This window comes from Pseudodesulfovibrio profundus (genome assembly GCF_900217235.1).
GTDB lineage: Bacteria > Desulfobacterota > Desulfovibrionia > Desulfovibrionales > Desulfovibrionaceae > Pseudodesulfovibrio > Pseudodesulfovibrio profundus.
Window position 1 is genome coordinate 792,485 of record NZ_LT907975.1, and the last position, 25,434, is coordinate 817,918.

The 25,434-nt window shown below is 49.9% G+C and carries 26 protein-coding genes; 15 read left to right on the forward strand and 11 right to left on the reverse strand.

Annotation, left to right across the window (positions count from 1 at the left end):
* Positions 1 to 2: 2 nt before the first annotated feature.
* The 8 genes from DPRO_RS03920 to DPRO_RS03955 all read right to left on the reverse strand — a co-directional run bounded on the left by DPRO_RS03920 (position 3) and on the right by DPRO_RS03955 (position 7,200).
* Entirely contained in the window at positions 3 to 1,175 is a 1,173-nt protein-coding gene (locus tag DPRO_RS03920; protein WP_097010885.1) for an NADH-quinone oxidoreductase subunit D, read from the reverse strand.
* Positions 1,176 to 1,218: 43 nt separating this feature from the next.
* A complete protein-coding gene (locus DPRO_RS03925) occupies positions 1,219 to 1,746 on the reverse strand; it encodes an NADH-quinone oxidoreductase subunit C (protein WP_097010886.1) in 528 nt (175 codons plus the stop codon).
* A gap of 2 nt (positions 1,747 to 1,748) precedes the next feature.
* Positions 1,749 to 2,294 carry an NADH-quinone oxidoreductase subunit B gene (locus DPRO_RS03930; protein WP_097010887.1) on the reverse strand — a complete coding sequence of 182 codons (546 nt, stop codon included), beginning with the start codon at positions 2,292 to 2,294 and terminating at the stop codon, positions 1,749 to 1,751.
* A complete protein-coding gene (locus DPRO_RS03935) occupies positions 2,273 to 2,650 on the reverse strand; it encodes an NADH-quinone oxidoreductase subunit A (protein ID WP_097010888.1) in 378 nt (125 codons plus the stop codon). Before DPRO_RS03935 ends, DPRO_RS03930 begins: the two co-directional genes overlap by 22 nt.
* Before the next feature lie 316 nt (positions 2,651 to 2,966).
* Positions 2,967 to 3,554, reverse strand: coding sequence for a GGDEF domain-containing protein (locus DPRO_RS03940; RefSeq protein ID WP_232005697.1), 588 nt, complete (start codon positions 3,552 to 3,554; stop codon positions 2,967 to 2,969).
* Positions 3,555 to 3,685: 131 nt separating this feature from the next.
* Complete coding sequence (locus DPRO_RS03945; RefSeq protein WP_097010253.1) at positions 3,686 to 4,753, reverse strand: IS5 family transposase; 1,068 nt, start codon at positions 4,751 to 4,753, stop codon at positions 3,686 to 3,688.
* A gap of 91 nt (positions 4,754 to 4,844) precedes the next feature.
* Positions 4,845 to 5,027: a hypothetical protein gene (locus DPRO_RS03950; protein WP_097010890.1), complete on the reverse strand. Its 183-nt coding sequence runs from the start codon at positions 5,025 to 5,027 to the stop codon at positions 4,845 to 4,847.
* Between the two features lie 37 nt (positions 5,028 to 5,064).
* The gene (locus DPRO_RS03955) at positions 5,065 to 7,200 is read right to left on the reverse strand and encodes a putative bifunctional diguanylate cyclase/phosphodiesterase (protein WP_097010891.1); all 2,136 of its coding nucleotides are present in this window, start codon (positions 7,198 to 7,200) and stop codon (positions 5,065 to 5,067) included.
* A gap of 185 nt (positions 7,201 to 7,385) precedes the next feature.
* Here DPRO_RS03955 and DPRO_RS03960 point away from each other — a divergent pair, with 185 nt between their 5' ends.
* The 5 genes from DPRO_RS03960 (at position 7,386) to epsC (ending at position 11,731) form a co-directional block, all read left to right on the forward strand.
* The gene (locus DPRO_RS03960) at positions 7,386 to 7,646 is read left to right on the forward strand and encodes a DUF493 domain-containing protein (RefSeq protein ID WP_097010892.1); all 261 of its coding nucleotides are present in this window, start codon (positions 7,386 to 7,388) and stop codon (positions 7,644 to 7,646) included.
* A 185-nt stretch (positions 7,647 to 7,831) separates the two neighbouring features.
* A complete protein-coding gene (gene nifU, locus DPRO_RS03965; protein WP_097010893.1) occupies positions 7,832 to 8,683 on the forward strand; it encodes a Fe-S cluster assembly protein NifU in 852 nt (283 codons plus the stop codon).
* Between the two features lie 2 nt (positions 8,684 to 8,685).
* Positions 8,686 to 9,867 (forward strand): cysteine desulfurase NifS, encoded by a 1,182-nt coding sequence (gene nifS, locus DPRO_RS03970; RefSeq protein WP_097010894.1) that lies wholly within the window; start codon positions 8,686 to 8,688, stop codon positions 9,865 to 9,867.
* A gap of 12 nt (positions 9,868 to 9,879) precedes the next feature.
* Positions 9,880 to 10,800: a cysteine synthase A gene (gene cysK / locus DPRO_RS03975; protein ID WP_097010895.1), complete on the forward strand. Its 921-nt coding sequence runs from the start codon at positions 9,880 to 9,882 to the stop codon at positions 10,798 to 10,800.
* Between the two features lie 10 nt (positions 10,801 to 10,810).
* Positions 10,811 to 11,731, forward strand: a complete 921-nt coding sequence (gene epsC, locus DPRO_RS03980; RefSeq protein WP_097010896.1) for a serine O-acetyltransferase EpsC — start codon at positions 10,811 to 10,813, stop codon at positions 11,729 to 11,731.
* Positions 11,732 to 11,787: 56 nt separating this feature from the next.
* Here epsC and DPRO_RS03985 read toward each other — a convergent pair whose 3' ends face one another.
* A complete protein-coding gene (locus DPRO_RS03985) occupies positions 11,788 to 12,411 on the reverse strand; it encodes a tetratricopeptide repeat protein (protein WP_097010897.1) in 624 nt (207 codons plus the stop codon).
* Positions 12,412 to 12,621: 210 nt separating this feature from the next.
* Between DPRO_RS03985 and ileS the strand changes: the two genes are divergently transcribed.
* The 7 genes from ileS (at position 12,622) to DPRO_RS04020 (ending at position 18,878) form a co-directional block, all read left to right on the forward strand.
* A complete protein-coding gene (gene ileS, locus DPRO_RS03990) occupies positions 12,622 to 15,438 on the forward strand; it encodes an isoleucine--tRNA ligase (protein ID WP_097010898.1) in 2,817 nt (938 codons plus the stop codon).
* Between the two features lie 5 nt (positions 15,439 to 15,443).
* Positions 15,444 to 15,932, forward strand: coding sequence for a signal peptidase II (lspA, locus tag DPRO_RS03995; protein WP_097010899.1), 489 nt, complete (start codon positions 15,444 to 15,446; stop codon positions 15,930 to 15,932).
* A gap of 26 nt (positions 15,933 to 15,958) precedes the next feature.
* Entirely contained in the window at positions 15,959 to 16,186 is a 228-nt protein-coding gene (locus DPRO_RS04000; RefSeq protein ID WP_097010900.1) for a PLD nuclease N-terminal domain-containing protein, read from the forward strand.
* The gene (locus DPRO_RS04005) at positions 16,183 to 17,085 is read left to right on the forward strand and encodes a tetratricopeptide repeat protein (protein ID WP_097010901.1); all 903 of its coding nucleotides are present in this window, start codon (positions 16,183 to 16,185) and stop codon (positions 17,083 to 17,085) included. Before DPRO_RS04000 ends, DPRO_RS04005 begins: the two co-directional genes overlap by 4 nt.
* 62 nt (positions 17,086 to 17,147) lie before the next feature.
* Entirely contained in the window at positions 17,148 to 17,585 is a 438-nt protein-coding gene (locus tag DPRO_RS04010) for an NIL domain-containing protein (RefSeq protein WP_097010902.1), read from the forward strand.
* Between the two features lie 16 nt (positions 17,586 to 17,601).
* Positions 17,602 to 18,120, forward strand: coding sequence for a PilZ domain-containing protein (locus tag DPRO_RS04015; protein WP_097010903.1), 519 nt, complete (start codon positions 17,602 to 17,604; stop codon positions 18,118 to 18,120).
* A gap of 20 nt (positions 18,121 to 18,140) precedes the next feature.
* Positions 18,141 to 18,878, forward strand: a complete 738-nt coding sequence (locus tag DPRO_RS04020; protein ID WP_097010904.1) for a protein phosphatase CheZ — start codon at positions 18,141 to 18,143, stop codon at positions 18,876 to 18,878.
* A gap of 52 nt (positions 18,879 to 18,930) precedes the next feature.
* Here DPRO_RS04020 and DPRO_RS04025 read toward each other — a convergent pair.
* Both DPRO_RS04025 and mgtE read right to left on the reverse strand, forming a co-directional pair.
* A protein-coding gene (locus tag DPRO_RS04025) for an IS3 family transposase (protein WP_097010824.1) occupies positions 18,931 to 20,162 on the reverse strand; the annotation gives its coding sequence in 2 pieces (ribosomal slippage) (positions 18,931 to 19,808 and positions 19,808 to 20,162; 1,233 coding nt in all).
* Between the two features lie 103 nt (positions 20,163 to 20,265).
* Complete coding sequence (gene mgtE / locus DPRO_RS04030; protein WP_097010905.1) at positions 20,266 to 21,597, reverse strand: magnesium transporter; 1,332 nt, start codon at positions 21,595 to 21,597, stop codon at positions 20,266 to 20,268.
* A 160-nt stretch (positions 21,598 to 21,757) separates the two neighbouring features.
* On the opposite strand from mgtE, the gene nadC reads away from it, so the two are divergent.
* From nadC to nadB, 3 genes are read left to right on the forward strand one after another with little or no spacing between them, the layout of a single operon-like run.
* A complete protein-coding gene (gene nadC, locus DPRO_RS04035) occupies positions 21,758 to 22,627 on the forward strand; it encodes a carboxylating nicotinate-nucleotide diphosphorylase (protein WP_097010906.1) in 870 nt (289 codons plus the stop codon).
* Positions 22,628 to 22,639: 12 nt separating this feature from the next.
* Positions 22,640 to 23,680: a quinolinate synthase NadA gene (nadA, locus tag DPRO_RS04040; RefSeq protein WP_097010907.1), complete on the forward strand. Its 1,041-nt coding sequence runs from the start codon at positions 22,640 to 22,642 to the stop codon at positions 23,678 to 23,680.
* 16 nt (positions 23,681 to 23,696) lie between these two features.
* A complete protein-coding gene (gene nadB / locus DPRO_RS04045) occupies positions 23,697 to 25,286 on the forward strand; it encodes an L-aspartate oxidase (protein ID WP_097010908.1) in 1,590 nt (529 codons plus the stop codon).
* The last annotated feature ends 148 nt before the right edge of the window (positions 25,287 to 25,434 follow it).

Consider the following 25,434-nt stretch of genomic DNA (forward strand, 5'->3'; position numbering starts at 1 on the left):
CCCTACCTGTCGAGTTCCGGAATGATCAGGTCCAGACTGCCGAGAATGGCGACGGCATCCGCAAGGATGGTCCCGGTCGCTGCTTCGGCAAAGGCATTCATGTTGGAGAACCCGGGAGCACGCAGCTTGACGCGATACGGCACCTTGGATCCATCCGACACGACATACACGCCGACCTTGCCTCGTCCGCCCTCGACATTGAAGTACGCCTCGCCTGCCGGCGGTTTCATCGCTGGCTTGGGCGCTTTCTTGACGATGTGCCCGCCTTCTGCGGAGTCAAGCTGCTCCAATGCCTGCTCGATGATGCGCATGGATTGCTCCATTTCCGCCAGACGCACATGATACCGACCTGCCGAGCATGCCGATGTCTGTGTGGGGATATCGAAGTCGAAACGGTCATACACCGAATACGGTTCGGCGCGACGGACGTCGTACGGAACGCCCGCACCGCGAACAACCGGTCCGGTGCAGCCATAACGACGACACATGTCTTCATCGATGATCCCGACCCCTTCGATACGTCTGCGGAGAATGAGATTCTCGGTGACGAGATCGTGGTACATGGGCAGGCGTTCCCTGAAGTGCGGGATGAACGCTTTCATCATTTCGATGCACTTGTCATCGAGGTCCATCTGTACGCCGCCGACACGGAAGTTCGAGTAGGTCAACCTGGAAGCCGATGGGCGTTGCAGGATGTCCAGTATCATTTCACGATCGTCGAACGCGTACATGATGGGGGTGAATGCACCAAGGTCGAGGATATAGGCGCCCCACCACAGAAGGTGCGAGGTAAGGCGGTTGAACTCTGTCATTATCACGCGCAGGTATTCGGCGCGCTCGGGCACTTCGATGCCCATCAGTTTTTCCACGGCCCCGACATAGGCCCAGTTCCAGGCCATTGCGTGTCCGTAGTCGACGCGGCCCATATTCGGGATGAAGCCACCCCAGGTCTGAGTCTCGCCCATTTTTTCATGCATGCGGTGCAGGTACCCGAGTACTGGTTCGGCACGAACGATGTACTCGCCGTCTACCTCGATCACTATTCGGAGCACGCCGTGCGTCGACGGATGCTGCGGCCCCATATTAATGATTAAGGTTCCGTCCTGCTTCCCGGCCTCGAACTTCTGGGTGTAGAAATCACCCGTCATCTGTTCAAAATTTTGGTAAGCCGACATATACTCTCAGTCCGGTGTTTAAATACCGACCGGTTGCCCCGGCCTACGCATCAGAGGCCTCCTCGGCCTCTTCTTCCGCGAACAATGCTTCTATTTCCCTGCCACAGGAAACGATCTCGCCAAGACTCAGAATATCCTTGATGGATTTGCGAACCTTGGCGGTTTTGACCAGTGGATGGAAGTCCACATCTTCAGCGGCCAACAGGAGCGGGACAAGATTGGGGTTTCCTTCAAAAACCACCCCGTGAAAATCCCGAGTCTCACGCTCATGCCACTCTGCACCATCGAACACGGACGCGATGGACGGCACCGTGGGGTTGTCTTTTCCCACCAGCACACGAAGCGTCACACGTTCATCCACATCCCAACGGTTGAAATGATAGAGGACCAAAAACCCTTCTTCAAAATCCAGGGCAAGGACATCCTCAAGCGAATACCCGGCTGCGTAGAGCTGTTTCGCAGCCTTGACCAATTGGCCCGGGGCGAGAAAGACCGACCAGTCATGACCAGTCGTCGCCTTCTCCTGTCGGGCCACGCATTGTGTGGTTATTCCTTCAAGCGCCTGCAACATGGCTAACCCTCCACTTCGGCGGCTACGGGCCACCAACGCTTACCGGTAATCTGGCGCTGCAACTGGAAGAATCCTTCCAGCAACCCCTCCGGCCTGGGCGGGCATCCCGGCACGTACACATCCACCGGGATAAGGGTGTCCACCCCTGCAACAACATTGTAGTTGTCCTTGATTTTGAACGGTCCGCCCGAAATCGCACAGTTCCCCATGGCGATGACCCATTTGGGACCGGGCATCTGTTCGTACAACCGGACAACTGCCGGTGCCATTTTCTTGGTGACCGTCCCTGCAACGATCATCACGTCCGACTGGCGCGGTGACGGGCGAAAAACCTCCGCACCGAAACGAGCCATGTCGAACCGCGCCATGCCGGTAGCCATCATTTCGATGGCGCAACAGGCGAGCCCGAATGTCATCGGCCACAAGGACATGGAACGACAGACGTCCAGTATGTCCTGCGCCAGCTGGATGTTGACGATGGGCGCATCCATGTGATGTTTGCCCGCCGTCAGGAAATCCTTTTGCATTACTGAATCCTGCGCGGCCATGTGAAAACCCCTTTCGCCCAGAAGTAGGCGACGGAAAGAATGAGGAAGAACAGGAAGATGAAGACCTTTACGAAGGGAATCCATCCATCGACGTCTGCGTACGCCGTGGACACCGGAAACAGGTAAAGGACGTCCACATCAAAGGCGAGAAAGATCAGGGCGTATACATAGTAGGATACACCCCATCTCGCCCATGAGCTGCCGTAAGGGACCATGCCGCACTCGTACGGCATCCCCACGTCCCCGCCCCGAGCTTTCGGAGCAAGCAGCATTGCCAGAATCAATGGCCCACAGGCAAAAAGGAAGCCCGCAAGCAAGAACAATACGATCGCAAAATGTAGCCAGTTGAAAACCATACCCAAGTCCTTTGGCAGTAAATTTGCTAGGAACTCCGAACAAAAACTATTTTCTCAGAGTTACCGTCCTCAATGCCCCGATAAAAGGGTTTAGTCAAGTACATAGCTCTTTTTTTCGCATATCTCCTACCTCGTAAGTCGTCTATTTTGTTAACTCTGCTCACGATCTAAACAAAGTCTAGACTTCGAGAACCCGTGCAGTTCCTCACTCGCCGCGCCATCACAAAATTGCGCTTTTTTTCCCAAGCGGAATAAAAAAAGAAGCGCTCCGTCAGGACGAAGCGCTTCTTTGAGAGGTCGAATATGTTATAATTTGCTACTTGGGGATTCCAAACTCACGAAATGTTCCATACCGGATACCGGTTTTTCGCTTAGCGCCATACATGGCAGAGTCGGCCCGACTAATGAGGGATACGCAATCCTTTCCATCTTCGGGAAAGAAACTGATACCGATAGTCGCCCCCACATTAACGGATTCTCCATCTATCATGAACGGACGATCAAGTTCCTCAAGCAGACTTCTCGCCACCACTTTGGCAGCTTCTTCGGTTTCGATTTCAGGCAGCAGTACGCCAAATTCATCGCCACCCAATCGCGCCAGGGTGTCGGATTCGCGGATTCGCCTGATCAGACGAGCCGCCACCTCCCGGAGGAGTTCATCGCCGGTACGATGACCATAGGTATCGTTCACCAACTTGAAGTTATCGAGATCAATGAAGAGGACAGCCACTTTCTTCTCGTAGCGTTTGGCCTGCTTCAATGCTCTTTCGGATCGATCAAAGAAAAGATGTCGATTGGGAATTTCGGTCAGGCTGTCTATGGTCGCCAGATGCTTCAGGTCCATTTCCTGCTGCTTGCGGGCAGTAACGTCCTCAAGGACACCTTCTATGAGACCTCTGCGCATCCCCTTTTCGCGTCCGTGCCTTGCGCTCCGCACCCAATTTGATGTTCTGACCGCACCCCAGCTTGGGCTCATTCCCGGCCTTTTCCTGCCATTTCTGGCCGAAATGCCGGATTTTGGACGCACCTCTCCCTTCAGGCTCGCGCCAGTCGAACAGCTTTTTTCAAATTGAACGCCATGGCGAGGATGTGGAACTCTCCCTCCACCTTCTCACGACCCACGTATCGGGACCGAAAGAATGCGTAGCCACGTTTGAGTGTGCCGAAGGCCCGCTCGACTATTTGCCGAATGCTGCTGATGTCACGGTTGCGGGTCTTTTCGAAGTCTGTCAGCCTGCCGCCACGAGGCGTCTTGTCCATGGTTCCGTCCTCCAAATCGCGATCAAACAGAATGTCCCGGTTCTTCCCGCTGCAATAGCCCTTGTCCGCATAAACCCGTGCGCCGGGATCAAGGCCGACGCCATTCACGAGCCGCTCGAATTCGCCCGTGTCCGAATGGTTCGCGGGAGTGATGTGACCACAGAGCAGAAACCCGTCTCGACTGTCCGTCGCGGCATGGAGCTTGTAGCCGTAATAGGCCCGATTTCTCTTGCGGAGCCAGGCCGCCTCCTCGTCATCCGAATAGCTGACCCGGCAGTCCACCGGCCCATCCTGTTCTTCGGCGTCCTCGGAACGGTCCTCAGGCATCACGTCGATAACCTTGCGCGGCCGCCGCTGCGACTCGACTACCGAGGCGTCCACCACGGCTCCCTCACGGACAAGAAGCCCTTGTCCTTCAAGCTGGCGGTTAAGCATGTCGAGCAAGGAGTCCAGCACCTTCAGGCGGATCAAACCGTTACGGAAACGGCATATGGTGGTCTCGTCCGGCACGTCGTCCTCGATGGAAAAACCGGTAAATCTGACAAAGGAGAGCCGGTCGAGCAGCGCCTGCTCCACGCCCGGATCACTCAGGTTGTACCAACGCTGCAAGAGCAGAATCTTGAACATCGCCAGAGGCGGATAGGCGGGATTGCCCACGGCGTTGGCCTTGCGCCTGATCTTCTTGCACAGAAAGGCGTTGATGGGCTGCCAGTCGATGAGTTCGTTGATCTCATCCAGAAATGTGGTCTTGGTTCTGCGGTGCCCCAGGAAGTAATCACCCAACCGAGGTCCTTTCTGCCGAATAGCCATGCCTTCCTCCTTTGGATGGAGAAATAATAGCATAATAAATCAAATAGTTAAAGAGTAAAAGTGTGGGATTTGCCGTGCAGAGGTCTCTCTCAGGTAATTGCATTAGGAGTGTGGCACGTACTGGTCACAGCCCCCGAAAGACATTTGATACAGCCAGTATAATAAAGCCGGTAGAGACCAACCAGAAAGGCCTCACCAGGTCTTCCAGTGCGGGTATGGACATGACATCCACCTGAATGAGGATGCCGACAAGGCCGATGATGACGCCGATAATCCACGTCAGAATTTGCGGTGCGCTCAGGTTCATTCTTCGGGACTCTCCTTGATCAATGTGATTCGAATGGTCAGCTCATGCTTTGCAGCAACTCCACCGCGCTCTCTTTGGGCAACGGTTTTGAGTAGAGATAGCCCTGTCCGTAATCGCATTGCAAGGAATAAAGCAAGTCCCGCTGTCTTTCGGTCTCAATGCCTTCGGCAACAACACGCAACCTGAGGCTGTGAGCCATGTTTATTATTGCTCTGACTATTTCAATGTTTTCAGTAGATTCTTCCATACGACGGACAAAACTCAAATCAATCTTCAGCTGATCCATCGGGAATTTCTGCAGATAGCTCATAGAGGAGTAGCCAGTCCCGAAATCATCAATACTCAAAAGAACCCCCAACCCTTTCAACAGATTTAGGCGATTGGTTGATTCCACCACGTCTGTCATGACAACAGTCTCTGTGATCTCCAGCTTGAGTTGATTGGGAGGTAAACCTGTCTCTTTGAGTATCGATTCAACTTTCGGAATAAGTGATGCTTCAACAAACTGCTTTGCAGAAATATTGACCGCAATATTCAAATGATCATACTCGGGGTACTGCTTGTGCCACTCGTTCATTGTAGAGCAAGATTGATCAAGAATCTGTTCACCAAGCTCTACAATAAGACCTGTTTCCTCGGCTATGGGGATAAACTCTCCAGGACTGACCATACCCCTTTCCGGGTGATTCCAACGCGCTAAAGCCTCAAATCCATACAAACTGCCATCAGACAAATTGACTATGGGCTGGAAGTGAGCTTCAAATTCACCGTTGTTCAATCCGCGCTTAAGGTCTGTCTCTACTGCCACTACATTTATGATACCTTCGCGCATCTTCTTATTGTAAATGAGGCAGCGGTTCTTACCTGTGTTTTTAGCCTTATACATAGCGAGCTTGGCATTGTGCACCAACTGCTCTCTGTCGGCCCCTCCATTGCGAGCTGTATCCAGACCGTAGCTGGCAGAAATTGGAAATTCCACACCATCAATGGAAAAAGGCTCTTCAAACGAGGCACGCACCTCTCGCATCATATCGCGAATCTGATCTTTTCTTTCACAGTCTTCAAAGAGGATGACAAATTCGTCCCCGCCAAATCTGGCAACGGTATTGCTAGAACCAACAACCTGCTTGAGCCTGACCCCGACATTCACAAGCAGCTTGTCCCCCATGCTGTGCCCGTAGTGATCATTGATGGCGTGAAACCTGTTCAGATTAATGAAAAGTACACCAAAGACTTTGCCCTGCCCCTTGGATCGCTCAATAGCGCGCCCCACGCGATCGAGAAACAAAGCCCTGTTGGACAAGCCTGTCAAAGGATCATGCAACGAACTGTGCTTCAACAGCTCTTCCATACGTTTTCTATTAGTGACATCTCGAATACTGGTTCGGACTCCCAACGGACGGCCACTCTCGGAAATGGAGTGCTTGATCATACTCACCCATCGAACACGGGCATCCTTTCTGTTGATTCGGAAATCGATACCACTGTCGTCACCAGAGCTTCCGTCATTCATGTAGTTGTGCCAGATGAACAGATCGTCACCATGAACAATTCGCTCGAAAAAGTTCGGGTCGGATAAGAATACGTCAGGCGGGTAGCCGGAAATCCTTTGACACGACGGCGACACATAAACCGGGTTACCTTCAGGGTCTATCCAACTCTCCCAATCATAGTTATAATCTGCAACCATCCGATACCGCTGCTCGGAATCAATGAGCGCTGCTTGGGAGGATTCGAGAGCATTGATAGTCGATTCAAGTCTTTTGGTAGTCTCTTCAAGAGTCCTCTTGTTCCGATGCAGCTCGGCAAAAGTTCCGACTTTTCCTCTCAGAACGGCCGGCTCAACTGGTTTGAACAAATAGTCCACTGCCCCCAGCTCATATCCACGAAAGACATGACTCTGCTCTTTGCTGATGGCTGTAATGAAAATGATAGGAAGATGCTTGTTGTTTTCTGTACTTCTGAGTTTATCCGCCAGCTCAAAACCGTCCATCCCCGGCATCATGACATCAAGTAATGCCACGGCGAAATCGTACTCACGAGCTCGCTCCAACGCTTCGCTACCAGAAGACGCCATTACAACGTTCAAATCCGATCCGCGAAGAATTCCCTCAATGAGTTTCAAGTTGATTCGCTCATCATCAACTGCAAGTATATCGACACGTTCAGTCATTTATATGCTCTTCCGTTGGGATAGTAATAACAGTTTTCCTTTCAAACAGATGTATCAGATGATTCGATAACCGTATCTTATAATTTTTTTATAGAATATCATTATTCACTTGAAGTACACACCAAGTTTGACAAAGCCGTAGAGCAAATATAGACGGCAGTCACGACACAGCAAAGGAGTAAAGCATGTCAGATCAAACCTCCCGCTTTCAGCAGGTCCTGGATGAATGCCATGATTGGCCTTGCCCATATACCTTCAAATTCATAGTCCCACAGCAAAGTCTTTCTCAGGTCGAGAAACTGTTTCCTGAGCACGATATCAAAAAAAGGGAATCCAAAACAGGAAAGTATACAAGTATCACTGTAGAAATTGCTGCGGATTCAAGTGATGTAATTGTCGCCATATACCAAAAAGCCGCTCTGATCCCCGGAGTTATGGCTTTATAGTTGATTAATTTTCATACGACTTCCATCGAAATCCGACTAAAAAAGTCGGATTTCTTCGTTAAACCATCTTTACACCACGACTAGTAGTACTTACAATTCAATGCTACGATGAAAGTTGACAGTTGAAACCCTTTCTATGAATAGGTTATCAACTATATTGATACTATCTTTACCAGGAGAACCTCATGTGGGAATACACCGACAAAGTTAAAGAACACTTTTTGAACCCTCGCAATGCGGGCAAAATTGAAGATGCTGATGGCGTCGGGGAAGTAGGTTCTCTGGCTTGTGGGGATGCCCTGACTCTCTATATCAAGGTGGATGACGGAGTAATAACTGATGCGAAATTCCAGACATTTGGATGTGCCAGTGCCATTGCTTCCAGCTCTGCCCTCACGGAAATGCTGATTGGAAAGCCCGTCGAGGAAGCAGAAAAGCTGACCAACAAGGATATCGCCGAATACCTGGGTGGCTTGCCCCGCGAAAAAATGCATTGCTCTGTCATGGGGCAGGAAGCTCTTGAACAAGCCATCAAAAATATGCGTGGTGAAGCACCGCCTCAAGCTGTGCACTCTCATGAGGGAGAACTGATTTGTGAGTGCTTCGGTATTTTCGATGAAGAAATTCTTCGCGCCATCAAGGAAAACGACCTGAAAACCGTTGAGGACGTTACCAACTTCACCAAGGCCGGCGGTGGATGTGGAAAGTGCATCGACGACTTGGAGCGCCTTCTCAAGGAAGCCAAAGGGGAAGGCGTGTGTGAAACACCGAATGAAGGTGAAACATTTCCTGCTCAGGGAATGACAAACATTCAGCGTATGCACCTCATAGAATCCGTCATTGAAGACGAAATCCGCCCCATTCTCCAGGCTGATGGAGGCGATATCGTTTTACAGGACATCGATAAGACTGAAGTTATCGTCAAATTTTTGGGTATGTGTTCCAACTGCCCCTCCAGCCAGTTGACATTGAACAATCTGGTTGAAGGCAAGCTCAAGGAAAAGGTAGACCCATCAATCACCGTTCGCGAGGGATAGCTATGAAAACCATCTATATGGATAATAATGCCACGACACAGGTTGACCCGGCGGTTTTCGAGGAAATGAAGCCTTTCTTTACTGAGCTGTATGGGAACCCTTCTTCGATGCACCGCTTCGGTGGCCAGGTGGGTGTCAAACTCAAAGAAGCCCGTGAAAGCGTTGCAGCACTGCTTGGTTGCGATGTGGATGAAATCATATTCACCTCATGCGGATCGGAATCGGATAACACGGCGATCCGTTCTGCTCTCAACGCACAGCCTAATAAAAGACATATCATCACGACTCGCGTTGAACACCCCGCTATCCTGAGCCTTTGCAAATTCCTCGAAAAGAAAGAAGGGTATGCAGTAACCTATCTGGGAACAGACGAACACGGACGGCTCGACCTTGACGAGTACCGTCAGGCATTCCGCGATGACACTGCGATCGTTTCTGTAATGTGGGCAAACAATGAAACCGGAAACATCTATCCGGTCGAAGAAATGGCAAAAATCGCCAAAGAACACGGCGTATTCTTCCACACGGACGCCGTTCAAGCTGTGGGCAAAATCCCCGTTGATCTAAAGAGTTCTGCTATCGACATGCTTTCGCTGTCAGGTCATAAGCTCCACGCCCCTAAGGGCGTAGGCGCACTGTACGTCCGCAAACGCCTGCCCTTCCGCCCTTTTCTGATTGGTGGTCACCAGGAGCGTAGTCGACGTGCGGGTACCGAAAATACAACCGGTATCATCGCTTTGGGCAAAGCCTGCCAGCTAGCTCTGGAAAACATGGAAGCCGAAAACACCATCGTCAAGAATCTTCGAGACAAGCTGGAAAAAGGGTTGCTGGAAACCATACCTGATTCAATCCTCAATGGAGACAAAGACAACCGACTCCCGAACACTTCAAACATTTCATTTGGGTATGTTGAAGGTGAAGCTATTCTCCTTATGATGGATCAGGTGGGCATATGCGCCAGCTCCGGTTCCGCGTGCACATCTGGCAGCCTGGAACCTTCCCACGTTCTTCGGGCCATGGGAGTTCCGTTTACCTTTGCTCATGGCTCCATTCGTTTCAGCCTCAGCCGCTTCAATACGGAAGAGGAGATAGATTTTGTCCTTGAGACCATGCCAAAGCTCATCGAAAATCTGCGTAAGCTTTCTCCCTTCTCTGCCGAGAAAGAACTGCCGACCCAAAACTAGTCGGAGAGAATTATGAAAATTGCACAAGACATGACAGAGCTTGTTGGCCGCACACCTCTGGTCAAGCTGAATAAACTGTCTGAAGGCCTGGAGGCGACACTGGTTGCCAAACTTGAATTCAACAACCCATGTGGGTCTGTTAAAGATCGCATCGCCAAAAAGATGGTTGAAGAGGCCATGGCGGATGGACGGATCAACAAAGACACAACACTGGTTGAGCCAACGAGCGGTAATACCGGAATTGGACTGGCTTTCATTTGTGCAGTCAAAGGGTTGCGACTCATACTGACAATGCCGGAATCCATGTCTATCGAGCGCCGCAAACTGCTGAAAGGGTTTGGCGCGGAACTCGTCTTGACTCCGGCTGCCAAAGGCATGAAAGGAGCCATTGCCAAAGCTGAATCAATCGTTGCCGAACTTGACAACGCATTCATGCCCATGCAGTTCGAAAACATCTCCAACCCTGCAGTACACCGCGAAACGACAGCGGTCGAAATATGGGAAGACACAGATGGACAGGTTGACGCATTCGTAGCAGGAGTTGGTACTGGCGGTACTGTTTCCGGCGTTGGGGCTGTGCTTAAGAATAACAAGCCTTCCGTACACATCGTAGCGGTTGAACCCGAAGCATCCCCTGTCCTTTCAGGTGGAGAACCTTCTCCCCATATGATTCAGGGAATTGGGGCCGGGTTTGTTCCTGCCACACTCAACCGGGATGTTGTTGATGAAGTCGTCACCATAGACAATGAAACGGCATTCGAAACGGCGAAACAGTTAATTATGCGTGAAGGCATTCTGTGTGGCATTTCCTCGGGTGCGAACTGTGCTGCAGCCATCGAGCTGGCCAAACGTCCCGAGTTTAAAGGCAAAATGATTGTATTCATCATATGCGATACTGGCGAGCGCTACCTGAGCACTCCCCTGTTTGAATAAGGGCTGAGAGATGACGGATAGAGATTTAACGCTGGCAGATGTTGTTGCACTTCTTGTCGAGTCTGGAGATTCCGGCCCTGCCTCACATCGGTACTCTGAAGACGTTCCCATGCCTTCAGTAGAGATATTGACCAGTATCGTTGAAGATTTACGTACTGTATTGTTCCCTGGATATTTTGGAACATCTGAAATAACTCCGGATACGATGCCGTATTATATCGGCGCCAAACTTGACAAGATAGAACGCCAACTGGCTGATCAAATAAACCGTGGATACTGCTTTGTCTGCGACAAGACCAAAACAGACCGCTGCACCAACTGCATTGAAAGATCAAAAGAATTGGCAAGACAATTCATCACCAAACTTCCAATGATCCGACAACTCCTGTTGTCTGATGTCGAGGCCGCCTACGACGGTGACCCTGCGGCCAAGACGCATGGTGAAACCATCTTCTGCTATCCATCGATTCGCGCAATGACGAATCATCGCATTGCGCATGAGTTGTACAAACTCGAAGTGGATATCATTCCAAGAATCATTGGGGAGATGGCGCACTCCGACACCGGCATAGATATTCATCCGGGAGCGACCATTGGTAAATCCTTTTTCATGGACCATGGAACAGGAACCGTCATAGGTGAAACCTGCGTCATCGGAGATAATGTTCGCGTGTACCAGGGCGTCACCCTGGGAGCAAAAAGTTTCCCCAAAGGGGACGACGAGCGACTCATCAAGGGACTGCCGCGGCACCCTATGGTGGAGGACGACGTGATCATTTACGCAGGAGCCACAATACTGGGTAGAATCACAATTGGCCGAGGCGCTGTCATCGGTGGTAATGTCTGGATTACAAGAGATGTTCCCGCCGGAGCACAGATCGTCCAATCACGAGCGCTACAGCAATCGTTCATCGATGGTGGTGGAATCTAAAAACAAAAACGGCAGCCTTAAAAAAGGCTGCCGTTTTTCATTTTTAGCTAACTGAATTACAGTCCAAGACCCTTAACCAACTCCGATAACGGCTGACCGTTTGGTGCTTTGGCATTCGGATCAAGAGCCAACACTTCTTTCCATGCTTTTGCCGCTGCCTCACGATCATTCAGATCATGAAGATAGACTATCCCCATATTGAAACGAGAAACGATATGCTTGGGATCAAGTGACGCAGCATGCTGAAAGGCATCAATGGCTTTATCGAACTGATCGGTACGGCGGTACATTACACCAAGATCAGACCAGACCCCGACATGCATGGGCCGCAACTCAATGGCACGCTTATAGGCAACAATAGCCTTGGCGGGCAGTCCATTATCAAAACAGTAATGACCAAGTTTCGACCATGCGTCGAAATCGGTAGGATTGGCTGCGGCCTCAGCCTCAAGTTCTGCCAGTCGACTCGCGTCGGCTGTAGGTGCTGATGACTGCTTTTTCTGAGGCACATTAGCCTGCTGCTGCATTGGGCGCTGTTGTCCCATGTAAAGCATGGTGATTGTGTTTCCAATAAATGCTCCAGCCAATAAGGCCATAACAACGAGCAGGTAGCACGAGGACTTTTTGATATAATTGTCCTTGCGGTTCTCCTCTTCACGTTGACGCTTATGGACTCCCATAAATTCTCCTTATCAAAAAAATGTTCTATGTTGAGTTGTTCGGTCGAGATTGTAGCAGGCTCAGATGGTTTAGCCTAGCGCAATCGTAACCAAATCGTGTGCAAAAATGGCGTGCCTCTTGACTTCCGAGACCTCTTATACCAATGTACACCGATTCATTTGAACCGATTGTATAGTTAAAGATATATCTTGCCGGAGGACCCGATAACAATGAGTGACTACAAAAAGACCCTGCTCCTGCCGAAAACCAAATTCCCCATGAAAGCAAACCTCAAGCAGCGCGAGCCTGAGATGCTGAAATTTTGGGAAGAGAACAAGGCTTATGACAAAATGGTTGCCGCTGGCAGCGATGAAAACGAATACGTGCTGCACGACGGCCCGCCGTATGCCAACGGCCACATTCACATGGGCACCGCCCTGAACAAGGTGCTGAAGGATATCGTAGTCAAATCGCGCAACCTCCAGAACGAGAAAGCGCAATACGTCCCCGGCTGGGATTGTCATGGTCTTCCTATTGAGCACAAAGTTGAACAAGAACTCAAAAAGAAGAAAAAAGAGCTCGACACACTCACTATCCGTAAGATTTGTCGCTCCTACGCTTCCAAATGGCTGGACACCCAGCGGAACGAATTTAAACGCCTTGGCGTTCTTGGAGTATGGGACGAACCGTATCTTACCATGAATCCCGAATATGAAGCAGCTACTGCTCGCGAACTGGGTCGATTCATGGAACGTGAGGGTGTGGTTCGCGGCAAAAAGCCCATTTACTGGTGCTGTGACTGTCGTACCGCTCTTGCTGAGGCGGAGGTCGAGTACGAAGACCACTCATCCCCCTCCATTTTTGTTCGCTTCCCCATGGCAGACGACAACGCCGCCAAAATCGCGGACATCGATGTCTCCAAACTGTATGTCGCCATATGGACCACCACCCCATGGACCATCCCAGACAACATGGCTGTAGCTGTTCATCCCGACTTTGACTATGTGATCGTTGAAGTTGGCGGCGAGTTCTACGTTCTTGCCGAGGGCCTTCTTGAAGAATGCTCTCAGAAATTTGGGTGGGAAGCTCCGAAGACCGTCGCAACAGTCAAAGGCGCTGAACTTGAAGGCTTAAAAGCCAAGCACCCGATTTACGACAGAGAATCTCCTGTTGTGTTGGCTGATTACGTAACGCTGGAAAGCGGTACTGGCTGTGTCCACACTGCGCCGGGTCACGGACGTGAGGACTTTGAGACCGGCCTCAAGTATGGACTGGAAGTTTACTCTCCCATGAACGATCGAGGGGAATTCCTGCCTGAGGTAGAGCATTTCGCAGGCCTGAATGTTTGGGATGCCAACCCCAAAGTCATTGAGAAGCTCACCGAACTGGGTAACCTGCTTGCATCGGAAGAAATCTCTCACTCCTACCCCCACTGCTGGCGCTGTAAGGAGCCTGTCATTTTCCGTGCGACAACCCAATGGTTTGTCGGCATGGACGAAAACGACCTGAGAAAGCGCTCCCTGGACGCCATCCGCAACCAGGTTGAGTGGGTACCCGCCTGGGGCGAAGAACGTATTTACAACATGGTCGCCAACAGACCTGACTGGTGTATCTCTCGCCAAAGAAACTGGGGTGTCCCCATTTCCGCACTCATCTGTGAGGACTGCGATGAAACGTGGTTCGACGCACAGTGGGTCTACGATATTTGTGACAAGTACGCTCAGCACGAGACCGGTTGCGACTACTGGTTTGAAGCTCCCATTGAGGAAATCGTTCCGGAAGGACTGACCTGCGCCAAGTGCGGTGGTCAGCACTGGAAACGTGAAACCGACATCCTTGATGTCTGGTTTGACTCCGGCACCTCCTATGCGGCCGTTGTCGAGCAACGCAAGGAAACCCGATTCCCGGCAGATCTCTACCTTGAAGGTTCAGATCAGCACAGAGGTTGGTTCCACTCTTCCCTGCTCGCTTCCGTAGGCACCCGAGACATTCCGCCTTACAAAACCGTTCTCACGCATGGATATGTTGTTGATGCGGAAGGCCGCAAGATGTCCAAGTCCATCGGCAACGTTATTGCTCCGCAAGAGATCATCGACAAATATGGCGCTGAAATCCTCCGCATGTGGGTATCCGCTTCCAACTATCAGGAAGATATCCGTATCTCGGATGAAACCCTCAATCGCCTGGTTGACGCATATCGCCGCATTCGCAACACCTGTCGCTACCTGCTGTCCAATCTGAACGACTTTGATCCTAAAGATCGCGTCAAGCCTGAAGACATGCTGCCCATCGACAAGTACGCACTGGACATGGTCACTCGTCATCACAATGTCATCCAGAATGCATACAAAGGTTTTGAATTCCACAAGGTCTACCACACCCTGCACAACCTGTGCGTCGTAGACCTGTCGTCCTTCTACCTGGATATCATCAAAGACCGCCTGTACGTGGAAGAAGAGAACGGCCTTAAGCGCCGCTCTGCCCAGACAGTCTTGTGGCAGGTCCTGCTGATGCTCCTTCAGGATATGGCTCCTGTACTTTCCTTTACAGCAGAAGAGGCATTCCAAAACCTGCCGAATACCATCAAGGAAAGCCTTGACCAAAACGATACCGTTTTTGCCCTGCGCTTCACTCCTGATTCTGTTGAGATGACCAGCGACGAACGCGCCAAATGGGAAACGCTTGCCGCTGTTCGCGGTGTGGTCAACAAGGCCATCGAACCCAAAAGAAAAGACGGTGTTGTCGGTAAATCCCTTGATGCATCCATCACCCTGTACACAACTGAAAAGATTCGTAAAATGGTCGAATCCAATGAAGTTGACAGCATGGAGTTCTTCATTGTTTCTCAAGTAAAGCTTGAAGATTTAGCAAGCGCGCCGGAAGACGCATTTGCCCGTGAAGAAGTCGCAGATGTCAAGGTTGGTGTTGAACCGGCAACTGGCGAAAAATGCGAACGGTGCTGGCGAATCAGCGAAGAGCTTGGCCCTGATCCTGAATTCGCAGATGCATGCCCCCGTTGCACGGCGGTTCTGAAGACACTGTCGTAAAAACTATGAATCGGTATCTCAAAGCATCCATATGGGCGGTGGCTATGGTCATAATCGACCAGGCCACCAAACTATGGGTGACTTCAACCATGGAAGTTTGGACAGGCAAGGTAATCATTCCCGGCCTGTTCAATCTTGTCCACGTCCTCAATAGAGGCGCTGCGTGGGGCTTTCTCAACAGTGAAAGCATCAGTTGGCAGCGGCCGCTCTTCATTGCCATTACGTTTGTAGCCCTTGGCTTCATTTTCTACATGCTCAAAACCGCTGAAAAAAATGACAACTGGCTCATTACTGGGCTAGGGCTCATCGCAGGCGGTGCTGTGGGCAACCTCATCGATCGAATCCGTACAGGTTCAGTAATCGACTTCCTCGACTTTTATGTCGGGGACTATCACTGGCCTGCATTCAATATTGCCGACTGCGCCCTCACTGTTGGCGCAGGGTGCATCATCTTCTCATTGATTATCAACCGGCATCGAGACACCACGAGCTGATTTTCGTTGCCTAAGGAGCTTTTTTGATGATTGCAGACTTCTCCGCTCTAACCTCCACACAGTGGATCATCATTATTGCCATTGTCTCTTTATGCTTTTCCTTTTCAGCGTGGTCCATACTCGATTGCTGGAAGCGTATATTTGAATCAACGAATGAAAAAGTCCTGTGGATTCAAATATGCATTTTTGTTCCAATATTAGGCTCACTGGCGTATCTTTTCATCGGAAGAAAACGAGGGAGCAAAAATCCATGACCAAAAAAATAAATGTTTTTAGTGCGTTACTTTTACCTGTACTGATTTTTTCTGTCGCTGGCTGCGTCACGAAAACAGACTTTGAAACGTTGCAACTCGAAAGACGACAGGACCTGAACCGTATCAAACAGCTTGAAAACGAGCTGGCTGAAACCAAAAGCCTACTGCAGGATGAGATTGAGCAATCACAAACACCTGTTCGCCAGCGCACAGCCGATATGTGGGCAGAGCTTCAGGGACTGCGTACCGATATCGCGAAACTTCGCGGAAACGTGGATACGCTCAATATCAGACTGGATAGACAAGTTGGTCCGGCTCAGTCTGACCTGACGTTAGGTGGACTTGACAGCCAATTGGATGAAATCGTTTTCATACTTGAAAATGAGCTCCAGGTTGATATGGCCAAGGTGAAAAAAGAAGCGGCGGCGAATCCTGGTCAAACCACGCCCGAGGGTCTCCCGGAAAAGGTTACAGTTGGAGAACCGACTCCAGTCCCTGCCACTACCCCGCCTGCAGAAGATGCTGATCCAGCTAAAGCCCTTTATGACAAAGCATACGCATTGTACAAGGAAGGCGAGTTTGAAAAGGCTCGATCCTACTGGGCTGAATTCACAGATACATTTAAGGGCCATCCTTTTTCTGCCAGTGCCTTTTTTTGGCAGGGGCAGTGCTACTTCAAACTCAAAGATTACGCCCGGGCTGCCATCCTCTTTGAAGACGTCATTGAACGGTTCAAAAAGAGTTCAAAATACAAATCGGCCCTTTTGAAAGCCGGGTACTGCTGGGATTATTTGAAGAAGCCTGAACTTGCCAAACTTCGCATGGAACAGGTCATCAACCAATTCCCCAAGTCTGTGGAAGCAACCCAGGCGAAGCGGTTTTTGGAAAAAAACAAATAACCTGCTGACACTTGCGACAGCAGGGCTCCTTGTGCCATACATTTGATAAAACAGGATAACCAATGAAAGAAGTGATTAAAGGTTTTAGAAAAATAGTATATCTTACTTTTCCGCCAGAGTCGTCCGGACGCCCTATCGTGTCCAACCTTGCGCGTTTGTTTGACCTGAATATCAACATATTGAAGGCCGACATCAGCCCAAGACATGAAGGGACCATGACCCTGGAATTCACCGGTCTTGAGGAAGATTTTCATAAGGGCATTGCCTACCTCAAGGAAAATGGAATTCGCATAACCCCTGTTGCACATAAGATTTTCAGAGATGAAGAATCCTGCATTCATTGTGGTATGTGCACAGCAATGTGCCCCACTGACGCTCTCATTCTGGAAATGAGTGACAGAACAGTCCTGTTCGATGTGGAGAAATGTTCTGCTTGTGGCATGTGTACGCGAGTTTGTCCGGTCAAAGCGATGACACTGGATCTCGAAGACAACAATTAACCATTTCGGAGAAAGCATGAGCGACGAAAAACGAACTTTTTCACGTGTGCCAGTCAGACTGAAGGGGTATGCCCGTCCCATGCGTTCATTGAAATCCTCTCAACTATTCTCTGGGGATGCCGTTGAAGAAGCACCCAACCGAGAGGAACTCTTTCGAAATACGAAACTGCCTGAAGATCTCACCAACTTTCTACTGCAGATGGATAGAAAGATGGACCGGATACTCGGCATACTCAGTAAGGACAACCTCAGGGATGACTTCCCATACGACATTGAAATAATGGAGTTGTCTGCTGCAGGTGTTAAAATCAGGTCTTCCCAGAAGTTTGCAGTGGATAGCGCACTTGAGATCGTCATAGTTCTGAGCCAGGTTCCTGTCCGGATGGCCGGCAGCAAAGGGCGTGTGTTGGGCATTGAAGAAGAAACCAACCTCTATCGTTTCGAGTTTGTAGACTTGCGAGGTTCCGACATGGAAGCAATCGTCCAGTATGTCTTCAAACAACAACGGGAACAAATTCGCAATTCAAAATATTAGATTGCCTGAGGAGTGATTGTATGACTGGCAACGAAGAACTCGTTCAAGAGATATTGGATAAAGTTTCCGCCGACCTTGGAAACAAGCTCAAAAACGCCATTAGTGTGGCGGTTGAAAAGGAAATAGCGGAGAATCTGTCACAAACACTCCTTGAAGGAGAGTTCTATCGCCGAGTCAACGATGACCTTCAAAGCGGTCTCAAGCAAATCTATCGGGAAGTAAAGGCCGCTCGGGGCGGATCTGAAATCAAGTCTATTGAAGCCGATATCGATCCTGAAGAACTGTTCAGCGAAACATCAGATCAGCTTGATGCCGTACTGCAGACGACGGAAAAAGCAGCAGTGGACATCATTGAGATCGTGGAAAACCTCCAGGAGCTACAGGGCTCTGTCGCTTCAATTGTGAAGGGATTCGAGTCCGGCGGCGTAACTAAAGAGGACAGAGAGGCGCTCAAGGAGATCAACAACACCCTTGGTAATGATTTGTCCACCATCATGGTCACGCTTAGCTTCCAGGACCTTACCGGACAACGCATCAAGATCATCATCAACTCCATCAGACAGGTGGAAAAAATCGTCCGAGAAGTCATGCTATCGACAGGTCTCATGATCAAACAGCGGAAAGAAGAGCCACAACGAGATTTTGAATCCTTGTCCGAAGAGGCTAAAAACAAGGCAACATCTACCCTGTCCGGTCCAACAGCCGACACAAACCAGGATGATGTAGATGACCTCCTCGCCTCTCTCGGCCTTGATTAAAGACGTACCATGAGCCGTCCTGAAATAGGTTGACGGTTTTTGAAGGTTTCAATCAGGCTGTGGGGCTAGCCCCACAGCCTGATTCGTGTACATCGTTTGGCGTTCTCATTCCTAGGCTGAGATGTGGCCGTTGTGAATTGTATATCTCAACGGATTCCCTCACCAGGGTATTGAGCTCTGCAAAGTCGTTGCATTTGGTGACCATGAACTCTTGCTTCAGAATTCCATTCATCCGTTCCGCCAAGGCATTTTGATAGCAGTCATAGCCATCTGTCATGGAAGGAACCATGCCGGATTCCTGGAGTTTTCTCTGGTAGACCGAAGAAGCGTATTGGAGTCCTCGATCTGAATGGTGAATTGTATTCACCCTCCTTCGCTTGTTTTCAACTGCCGCGTCCAGCGCTTTGGTTGTGCTTTCCGCACTGAGATCCCGGCTCACGTTGTATCCCATTATCTTCCGGCTGAATGCATCTGTCACCAGCGACAGATAGCATGTTTGCTCACGTGTATTCACGTAGGTAATGTCGCTTACGAACACCTGCTCAGGACATCTCGGTTGAACATCTTTCAACAAGTTGGGATGCTTTTTTAGCCAATGCTTCGAGTTGGTTGTCTTTGTATAGTTTTTCCGTCGCTTGATGAGCATATGCTCTCGCCGCAGCAGGGAAAACAACCCATCACGTCCGAGCCTGATTCCCTTTGCGGAAAATGCGTCCTTCAACAGGTGGTACAGCTTTCGAGTCCCAAGGCGGGGCATCCTGGTCCGCACGTTCAGGACCATGGCCTTTGCCTCCTGATACATGGCTTCCCGTGCATCATGGCGCTTTTCAGCCTGATACACGGACTGCCGACTGACCCCGAGCTGCCTGCAACAAGCAGACAAGCTTATTTGTCTTTCTCTCTGAAGACTTCGTGCAGCTCGGGGGTAAGCTTTTTTCTTATAGAAGTCCCAAACTCGCGGTCGGAAATCTCAATCATTTTATTGAGAAGCGCGGTCTTGATCTTTTCTTCCTCAAGCTCTTTCTCCAGCCGTTTGATCTTCTGGACCGGTGTTTCTCTGGCTTTTGGGTCTTTTCGGGAATGTACCATGGACTTGCTCCAATCAAGGGTGCCGTGCTTCCTGAGCCACTTCAGCACAGTGCTTCGCCCTTGAATACCATAAAGAGCCTGAGCCTGCTTGTACGTCATCTCGCCCTTTTCCACCTGTGCCACAACCGACAATTTAAAGGCCATCGTGTAATCGCGTTGGGTGCGTCTAACTCGCTGTTTGGATTTGTCTTCCATAAATAGGTCCTCTGGGTGTCAACCTATTTCAGGACGGGACACCAATCAAAAAAAAGCCCGTCACTGCATGTGACGGGCTTTTTTTTGATCAAATGTTTGGCTCCTATAAAAGGAGTATGCCTGCAAGTCCCAGGAAACTCCAAAAGCCTATGGCATCCGTAATAGTCGTAAGGAAAATCGATGATGCCTGAGCTGGATCTCGGCCAATTTCCTTAAGAATAAGCGGAATGGAAGAGCCAGCCAACGCACCGACCAACATGTCGATAACCAAGGCTATTCCCATACACGCAGCCAGCTTGAAATCACCGGTAAATGCAATGATTGCCAACAGCACGAGCATAGAGATCAGGCCACTGTTGATCAGGCCAATCTTGATCTCACGAAAAACAGCGAACCACGCTTTTTTACGATCAAATTTTTCCATTGCCAACTGACGAATCATGACCGCCAAGGCTTGCTGTCCCGTATTACCTGCCTGGTTGGAAACAATGTGCATAAGTGCTGCAAGGATTGCCATGGCTGCAATCGTATCATCGAATAAATGGACAACATATGCGGCTATAGCCGAGTTGGCCACGTTGATAATGAGCCACGGAATACGCTTTTTAACTGAAAAGATAACGGGCGAATCGGTTGTTTCATCAGCACCAGCACCAACCATTGTCTGCATATCTTCACTGGCTTCTTCATGAATAATGTCAATGACATCATCAACAGTGACGACACCGAGCAGGCGATTGCCAAAATCGACAACAGGCAGAGCAAGCAGGTTATATTTTGCGATATGGTGCGCAACCTCTTCCTTGTCGATATTATAGCCGACAGAGATAAGATTCTGCGTTTTAACCAAATCCTTCAACCTGACACCGCGTTTGGCAAGCAGGAGTTCTCGTAAAGAGACAACTCCAACCAGTCGATCCTTGGCATCAGTCAAGTAGGCGTAATATGGTATTTCCTTATCTTCAACTTCCTGACGTAATTTGGTGATGGCCTCATCAACATGAAGGTCCTGATCAAGGATCACGACCTCCGTATTCATGACACCACCAGCAGTATCAGGACCAAACGTCAACAGAGTCTTGAGTTCGGCTCGCTCTTCCGCAGGCACTCGCTGAAGAAGAGCCTGACGGAGGACTTCGTCCAGTCCTTCCAACAGATCAGTCGCGTCATCCGGCGACATCTGGTTAACAATGCGTGCAGCGAGTCCTCTATTCAGATTCTGAATGAGCGCGATCTGGTCATTGGATTCCATCTCCGCAATAGACTCGGCAGCATCCTTGATTGGAAGCTGTTTGACGAACTTAACCTGATCCGACATATCAAGACCTTCAATGGTCTCCGCGGCATCAGCCGGGTGCTGAGCTTCAAGCTCGGCAGCTGTCAGGCCATCAATCAATTCATCACCTTTAATGTGCATTTCCTCTTTTACGCTCATGGGGAAATTTCCTAGCTTAATTCAATACCAAGGTCAAAGAATTCAGACTTATTTCGGGGAGCAGACTTGTGAAATATTTCATCAACACGCAGTGCCCTTGACGTATGCCAAACCGTGCTTTACTTGGCTTCAACCAACAAACATAATATGGGATACTATCATGCCTACCAACATTTTCGATGAGTTCTTCCAGGCAGAAGCCAGAATGTTTCTGCTTGCGACAATACGGATTGCACTGGCTGAAGACGGTTCAGACCTGACTTCAATGGGCCTTTTCAATGAAAACGACATGACGCAAGCCATGATCGTTGCCAAACAGGAAACTGTTGTGGCCGGTCTTCCAATTATCCCACTTGTTCTTGAATTTGGTGGAGCCGACTGCCAGGTCCACCTCAATGTTGAGGAAGGAGAACGTGTATCGGAAGGCACCATGGTTGCAGCCCTTCAGGGATCAACGATACAGCTGCTCAAAGCCGAGCGCGTTATCATGAATTTTCTCTGTCACCTTTCCGGCATTGCCAACATGACATCTCGTTTTGTCAAAGCTCTGGAAGGCACCAATACTCAACTGCTGGATACCCGCAAGACACTTCCAGGCCTTCGATTCCCCGAAAAATACGCTGTTCTGGCTGGTGGCGCCAAAAACCACCGGCTTACCCTGTCGGACATGCTCATGCTCAAAGACAACCACATTGATCGTGCCGGTTCTATTACGCAGGCTGTCGCCGCCCTTCACAATGCGCACAATCCCTGTCCTCCCATTGAGGTGGAATGCCGCACGTTGGAAGAGGTAGAAGAGGCGAGCAAGTGCCAGATTCAAAGAATCATGCTCGACAATATGGACGCTGAGACCGTCACCAAGGCTTTAGCCTTAATCCCTGACTCCATCGAAAGCGAGATCAGCGGAAATATCACTTTGAGCAATATAAAAGATGTTGCTGAACTTGGACCGGACTACATTTCCGTGGGCCAACTAACCCACTCTGCTCCGTCCAGCGACTTCAGCATGCAATTCGTGCCCATTAGCTAGAGGGAGACCACTGTGAACAAAGCAACTGACACGATTCTTTCCATTAAAAAGGCCATGGGCGATAGGCTCGCCATTCTTGGACACCACTACCAATCCGATGAGGTCATCCAGTATACGGATATTCGGGGAGACTCTCTTGAGCTTTCCCGTAGGATCAGCGGACTTGATGCAGAATATATAGTTTTTTGCGGAGTTTACTTCATGGCTGAATCCGCAGCAATCCTGCAGCGCGAAGGCCAAAAAATCCATATCCCGAACACTGAGGCTACCTGCCCCATGGCAGATATGGCGATTGCTGAGAATGTGGAAAAGACTCTCAACATCCTGCAGAAAGACGGCCGCAAGATAATCCCTCTGACCTATGTAAATTCCTCTGCTGCCGTTAAAGGTGTTGTCGGACGCTTCGGAGGCTCTGTCTGCACCTCTGCTAACGCCAAGACCATGCTCGAGTGGGCCATGGGTCAAGGAGATGCCGTTCTCTTTCTTCCTGACAAGCACCTCGCCCGAAATACGGCCAACACCCTGGGCATCCCCGAAGACAAGCGGATCATCTTGAGCGATGCTGTCATCGATAGCGACCCGGAGCTGCACGTCTTTACTGACCAGGCCGCCGATAAAGATCTGATCATATGGCCGGGGTTTTGTCCCATCCATGAAGAATTTCAGCTTGAAACCATCCAGCACATCCGCCAGGAAGAGCCTGAGGCTCAGATCGTCGTTCACCCTGAGTGCGACCCAAAAGTGGTCCAGGCTGCTGATGGTAATGGGTCTACAACATTTCTTATCAAATACGTAGAAGAGGCACCTTCAGGGGCAACAATCTACATAGGAACAGAAGACAATCTGGTCCAACGACTTGCCAAGCGGTTTGAAGGCGAAAAGACCATTAAGCCTTTGTCTGTGAGCCTCTGTGAAGATATGGGAAAAATAACCCTTGTTAATCTCGCAGCTTTGCTTGAGAATATAGAAAACATACAACCGGTTGAAGTAGAAGATTCCATCAAGGAACCTGCAAAACTGGCTCTCGAACGGATGCTCAAAGCATGCTCTTAACAAAGTGATCTGACCTATGAACGACTACCGTCTGCAAAGCGATGCTCTTATTATCGGCTCGGGTATCGCCGGGGCTGTCGCAGCCCTCACTCTGGCAGAAAAAGGGCTTGATGTAATACTCATCACTGCCAGCGATACCATTGCCAATGGGAATACTGCGCTGGCTCAAGGCGGAATCGTTTATCGCAATGAAAATGATGACCCCAGGATTCTTGAAAAAGATATAAAAACGGCTGGCTGGGAACACAATTACGGCAAAGCTGTTCGGTATCTTTGTCGTAAAGGACCAGAGGTTCTCCAAAAGATCTTCCTCGACAAGTATGAAATTCCTTTCAACCAACGGAAGCCTGGGGACTGGTATCTGACCAAAGAAGGCGGCCATAGCCTTCCTCGCATATTGTATTGCGATGATCATACTGGTCGCAATATAATGGACGTGCTGAGCGAAGCCTTGGAGGCAAACGACAATATCCGCGTCTTGACGAGGCGCACTGCTGTCGACCTGCTGACGACACAGCATCATGCGAAGCACCTTGATTTCAAGTACAGCTTGTCCAACCAGTGTGTCGGAGCATATGTTTTCAATGAAAAAACCGGGACTGTTGAGACCATTGTGTCCAACTTCACCCTGCTCGCCACCGGCGGCATTGGCCAGATTTATCTGCACACAACCAATACGCCTGGCTCAATAGGGTCCGGTTTGGCCATGGCTTCCCGAGCTGGTGCGCAATTGATGAATTGCGAGTATGTCCAGTTCCATCCTACCGCCTTGTTTGGGGGTGCCAAACGCGGTGAAAAGCGTTTTCTTGTATCCGAAGCCGTCCGTGGCGAAGGTGCGTTTCTTATAAACGGCAAGGGCGACGCTTTCATGCCCCGCTATGACTCCCGAGCTGACCTTGCCCCACGCGATATTGTAACGCGAGCCATCATGGACGAAATGCTCCACTCGGGTGATGATTGTGTTTACCTGGATGTTTCTAAAGTAAAGCACGATGTGGCAAAGAGATTTCCCACCATTTATGATCGTTGCCAAAAGATCGGTGTTGACATGAAGTGCGACCCAGTACCTGTTGTTCCGGCTGCACACTATTTTTGCGGTGGCGTATTGGCGGACAACAACGGACGCACCACCCTTGACCGTCTTTACGCTGCTGGGGAATGCAGTTGCACGGGGGTGCATGGCGCTAACCGCCTAGCCAGCACTTCACTGCTTGAGGGACTCTTATGGGGTTACAGCGCAGGTGAAGATATCGCCAAAAGGACAAGCCCGCGATCAAAATTGAGTCGCAAGCTCAATGACTCCATTCCTGACTGGGTCCCCCACGGAGACAAACAGAATGAAGATCCGGCGCTGGTAGCTCAGGACTGGGCAAATATCCGCAATACCATGTGGAACTATGTCGGAGTATCACGGACTAAGCACAGACTGACACGTGCATTCACCGACCTTCGCAAGCTGACCAAGGACTTACAGGACTTTTACAAACAGACCCCACTCAGCAAACCGATCATTGACCTTTTTCACGGTTCTCAGACAGCCTATATTATCACTTTGGCAGCTCTTCGTAATAAAGAAACCAAGGGATGCCACTACAGAGTGGACTAACCCTCTGAGGGTGCCCACTCAATCCACAGCCTTGCATAGCAGGTTAGAATAATACTAAAAAATTAAAAGTCTAGAGATTTATTAGTAAATCTCTAGACTTTTAATTTTACAAAATTCTACAGAAAACGGTAAATCGCTCATTCACTGG

What these genes read in the sequence shown, in the direction of transcription:
- nifU (WP_097010893.1), top strand. Translation starts at nt 7,832, where the DNA reads ATGTGGGAATACACCGACAAAGTTAAAGAACACTTTTTGAACCCTCGC.
- mgtE (WP_097010905.1), bottom strand. Translation starts at nt 21,597, where the DNA reads ATGAGCGTAAAAGAGGAAATGCACATTAAAGGTGATGAATTGATTGAT.
- DPRO_RS03985 (WP_097010897.1), bottom strand. Translation starts at nt 12,411, where the DNA reads ATGGGAGTCCATAAGCGTCAACGTGAAGAGGAGAACCGCAAGGACAAT.
- DPRO_RS03930 (WP_097010887.1), bottom strand. Translation starts at nt 2,294, where the DNA reads ATGGCCGCGCAGGATTCAGTAATGCAAAAGGATTTCCTGACGGCGGGC.
- nadC (WP_097010906.1), top strand. Translation starts at nt 21,758, where the DNA reads ATGCCTACCAACATTTTCGATGAGTTCTTCCAGGCAGAAGCCAGAATG.
- DPRO_RS03945 (WP_097010253.1), bottom strand. Translation starts at nt 4,753, where the DNA reads ATGCTATTATTTCTCCATCCAAAGGAGGAAGGCATGGCTATTCGGCAG.
- DPRO_RS03960 (WP_097010892.1), top strand. Translation starts at nt 7,386, where the DNA reads ATGTCAGATCAAACCTCCCGCTTTCAGCAGGTCCTGGATGAATGCCAT.
- nadB (WP_097010908.1), top strand. Translation starts at nt 23,697, where the DNA reads ATGAACGACTACCGTCTGCAAAGCGATGCTCTTATTATCGGCTCGGGT.
- DPRO_RS03955 (WP_097010891.1), bottom strand. Translation starts at nt 7,200, where the DNA reads ATGACTGAACGTGTCGATATACTTGCAGTTGATGATGAGCGAATCAAC.
- DPRO_RS04015 (WP_097010903.1), top strand. Translation starts at nt 17,602, where the DNA reads ATGAGCGACGAAAAACGAACTTTTTCACGTGTGCCAGTCAGACTGAAG.
- DPRO_RS04000 (WP_097010900.1), top strand. Translation starts at nt 15,959, where the DNA reads ATGATTGCAGACTTCTCCGCTCTAACCTCCACACAGTGGATCATCATT.
- DPRO_RS03925 (WP_097010886.1), bottom strand. Translation starts at nt 1,746, where the DNA reads ATGTTGCAGGCGCTTGAAGGAATAACCACACAATGCGTGGCCCGACAG.
- DPRO_RS04010 (WP_097010902.1), top strand. Translation starts at nt 17,148, where the DNA reads ATGAAAGAAGTGATTAAAGGTTTTAGAAAAATAGTATATCTTACTTTT.
- nifS (WP_097010894.1), top strand. Translation starts at nt 8,686, where the DNA reads ATGAAAACCATCTATATGGATAATAATGCCACGACACAGGTTGACCCG.
- epsC (WP_097010896.1), top strand. Translation starts at nt 10,811, where the DNA reads ATGACGGATAGAGATTTAACGCTGGCAGATGTTGTTGCACTTCTTGTC.
- lspA (WP_097010899.1), top strand. Translation starts at nt 15,444, where the DNA reads ATGAATCGGTATCTCAAAGCATCCATATGGGCGGTGGCTATGGTCATA.
- DPRO_RS04020 (WP_097010904.1), top strand. Translation starts at nt 18,141, where the DNA reads ATGACTGGCAACGAAGAACTCGTTCAAGAGATATTGGATAAAGTTTCC.
- ileS (WP_097010898.1), top strand. Translation starts at nt 12,622, where the DNA reads ATGAGTGACTACAAAAAGACCCTGCTCCTGCCGAAAACCAAATTCCCC.
- DPRO_RS03950 (WP_097010890.1), bottom strand. Translation starts at nt 5,027, where the DNA reads ATGAACCTGAGCGCACCGCAAATTCTGACGTGGATTATCGGCGTCATC.
- cysK (WP_097010895.1), top strand. Translation starts at nt 9,880, where the DNA reads ATGAAAATTGCACAAGACATGACAGAGCTTGTTGGCCGCACACCTCTG.
- DPRO_RS03920 (WP_097010885.1), bottom strand. Translation starts at nt 1,175, where the DNA reads ATGTCGGCTTACCAAAATTTTGAACAGATGACGGGTGATTTCTACACC.
- DPRO_RS03940 (WP_232005697.1), bottom strand. Translation starts at nt 3,554, where the DNA reads ATGCGCAGAGGTCTCATAGAAGGTGTCCTTGAGGACGTTACTGCCCGC.
- DPRO_RS03935 (WP_097010888.1), bottom strand. Translation starts at nt 2,650, where the DNA reads ATGGTTTTCAACTGGCTACATTTTGCGATCGTATTGTTCTTGCTTGCG.
- DPRO_RS04005 (WP_097010901.1), top strand. Translation starts at nt 16,183, where the DNA reads ATGACCAAAAAAATAAATGTTTTTAGTGCGTTACTTTTACCTGTACTG.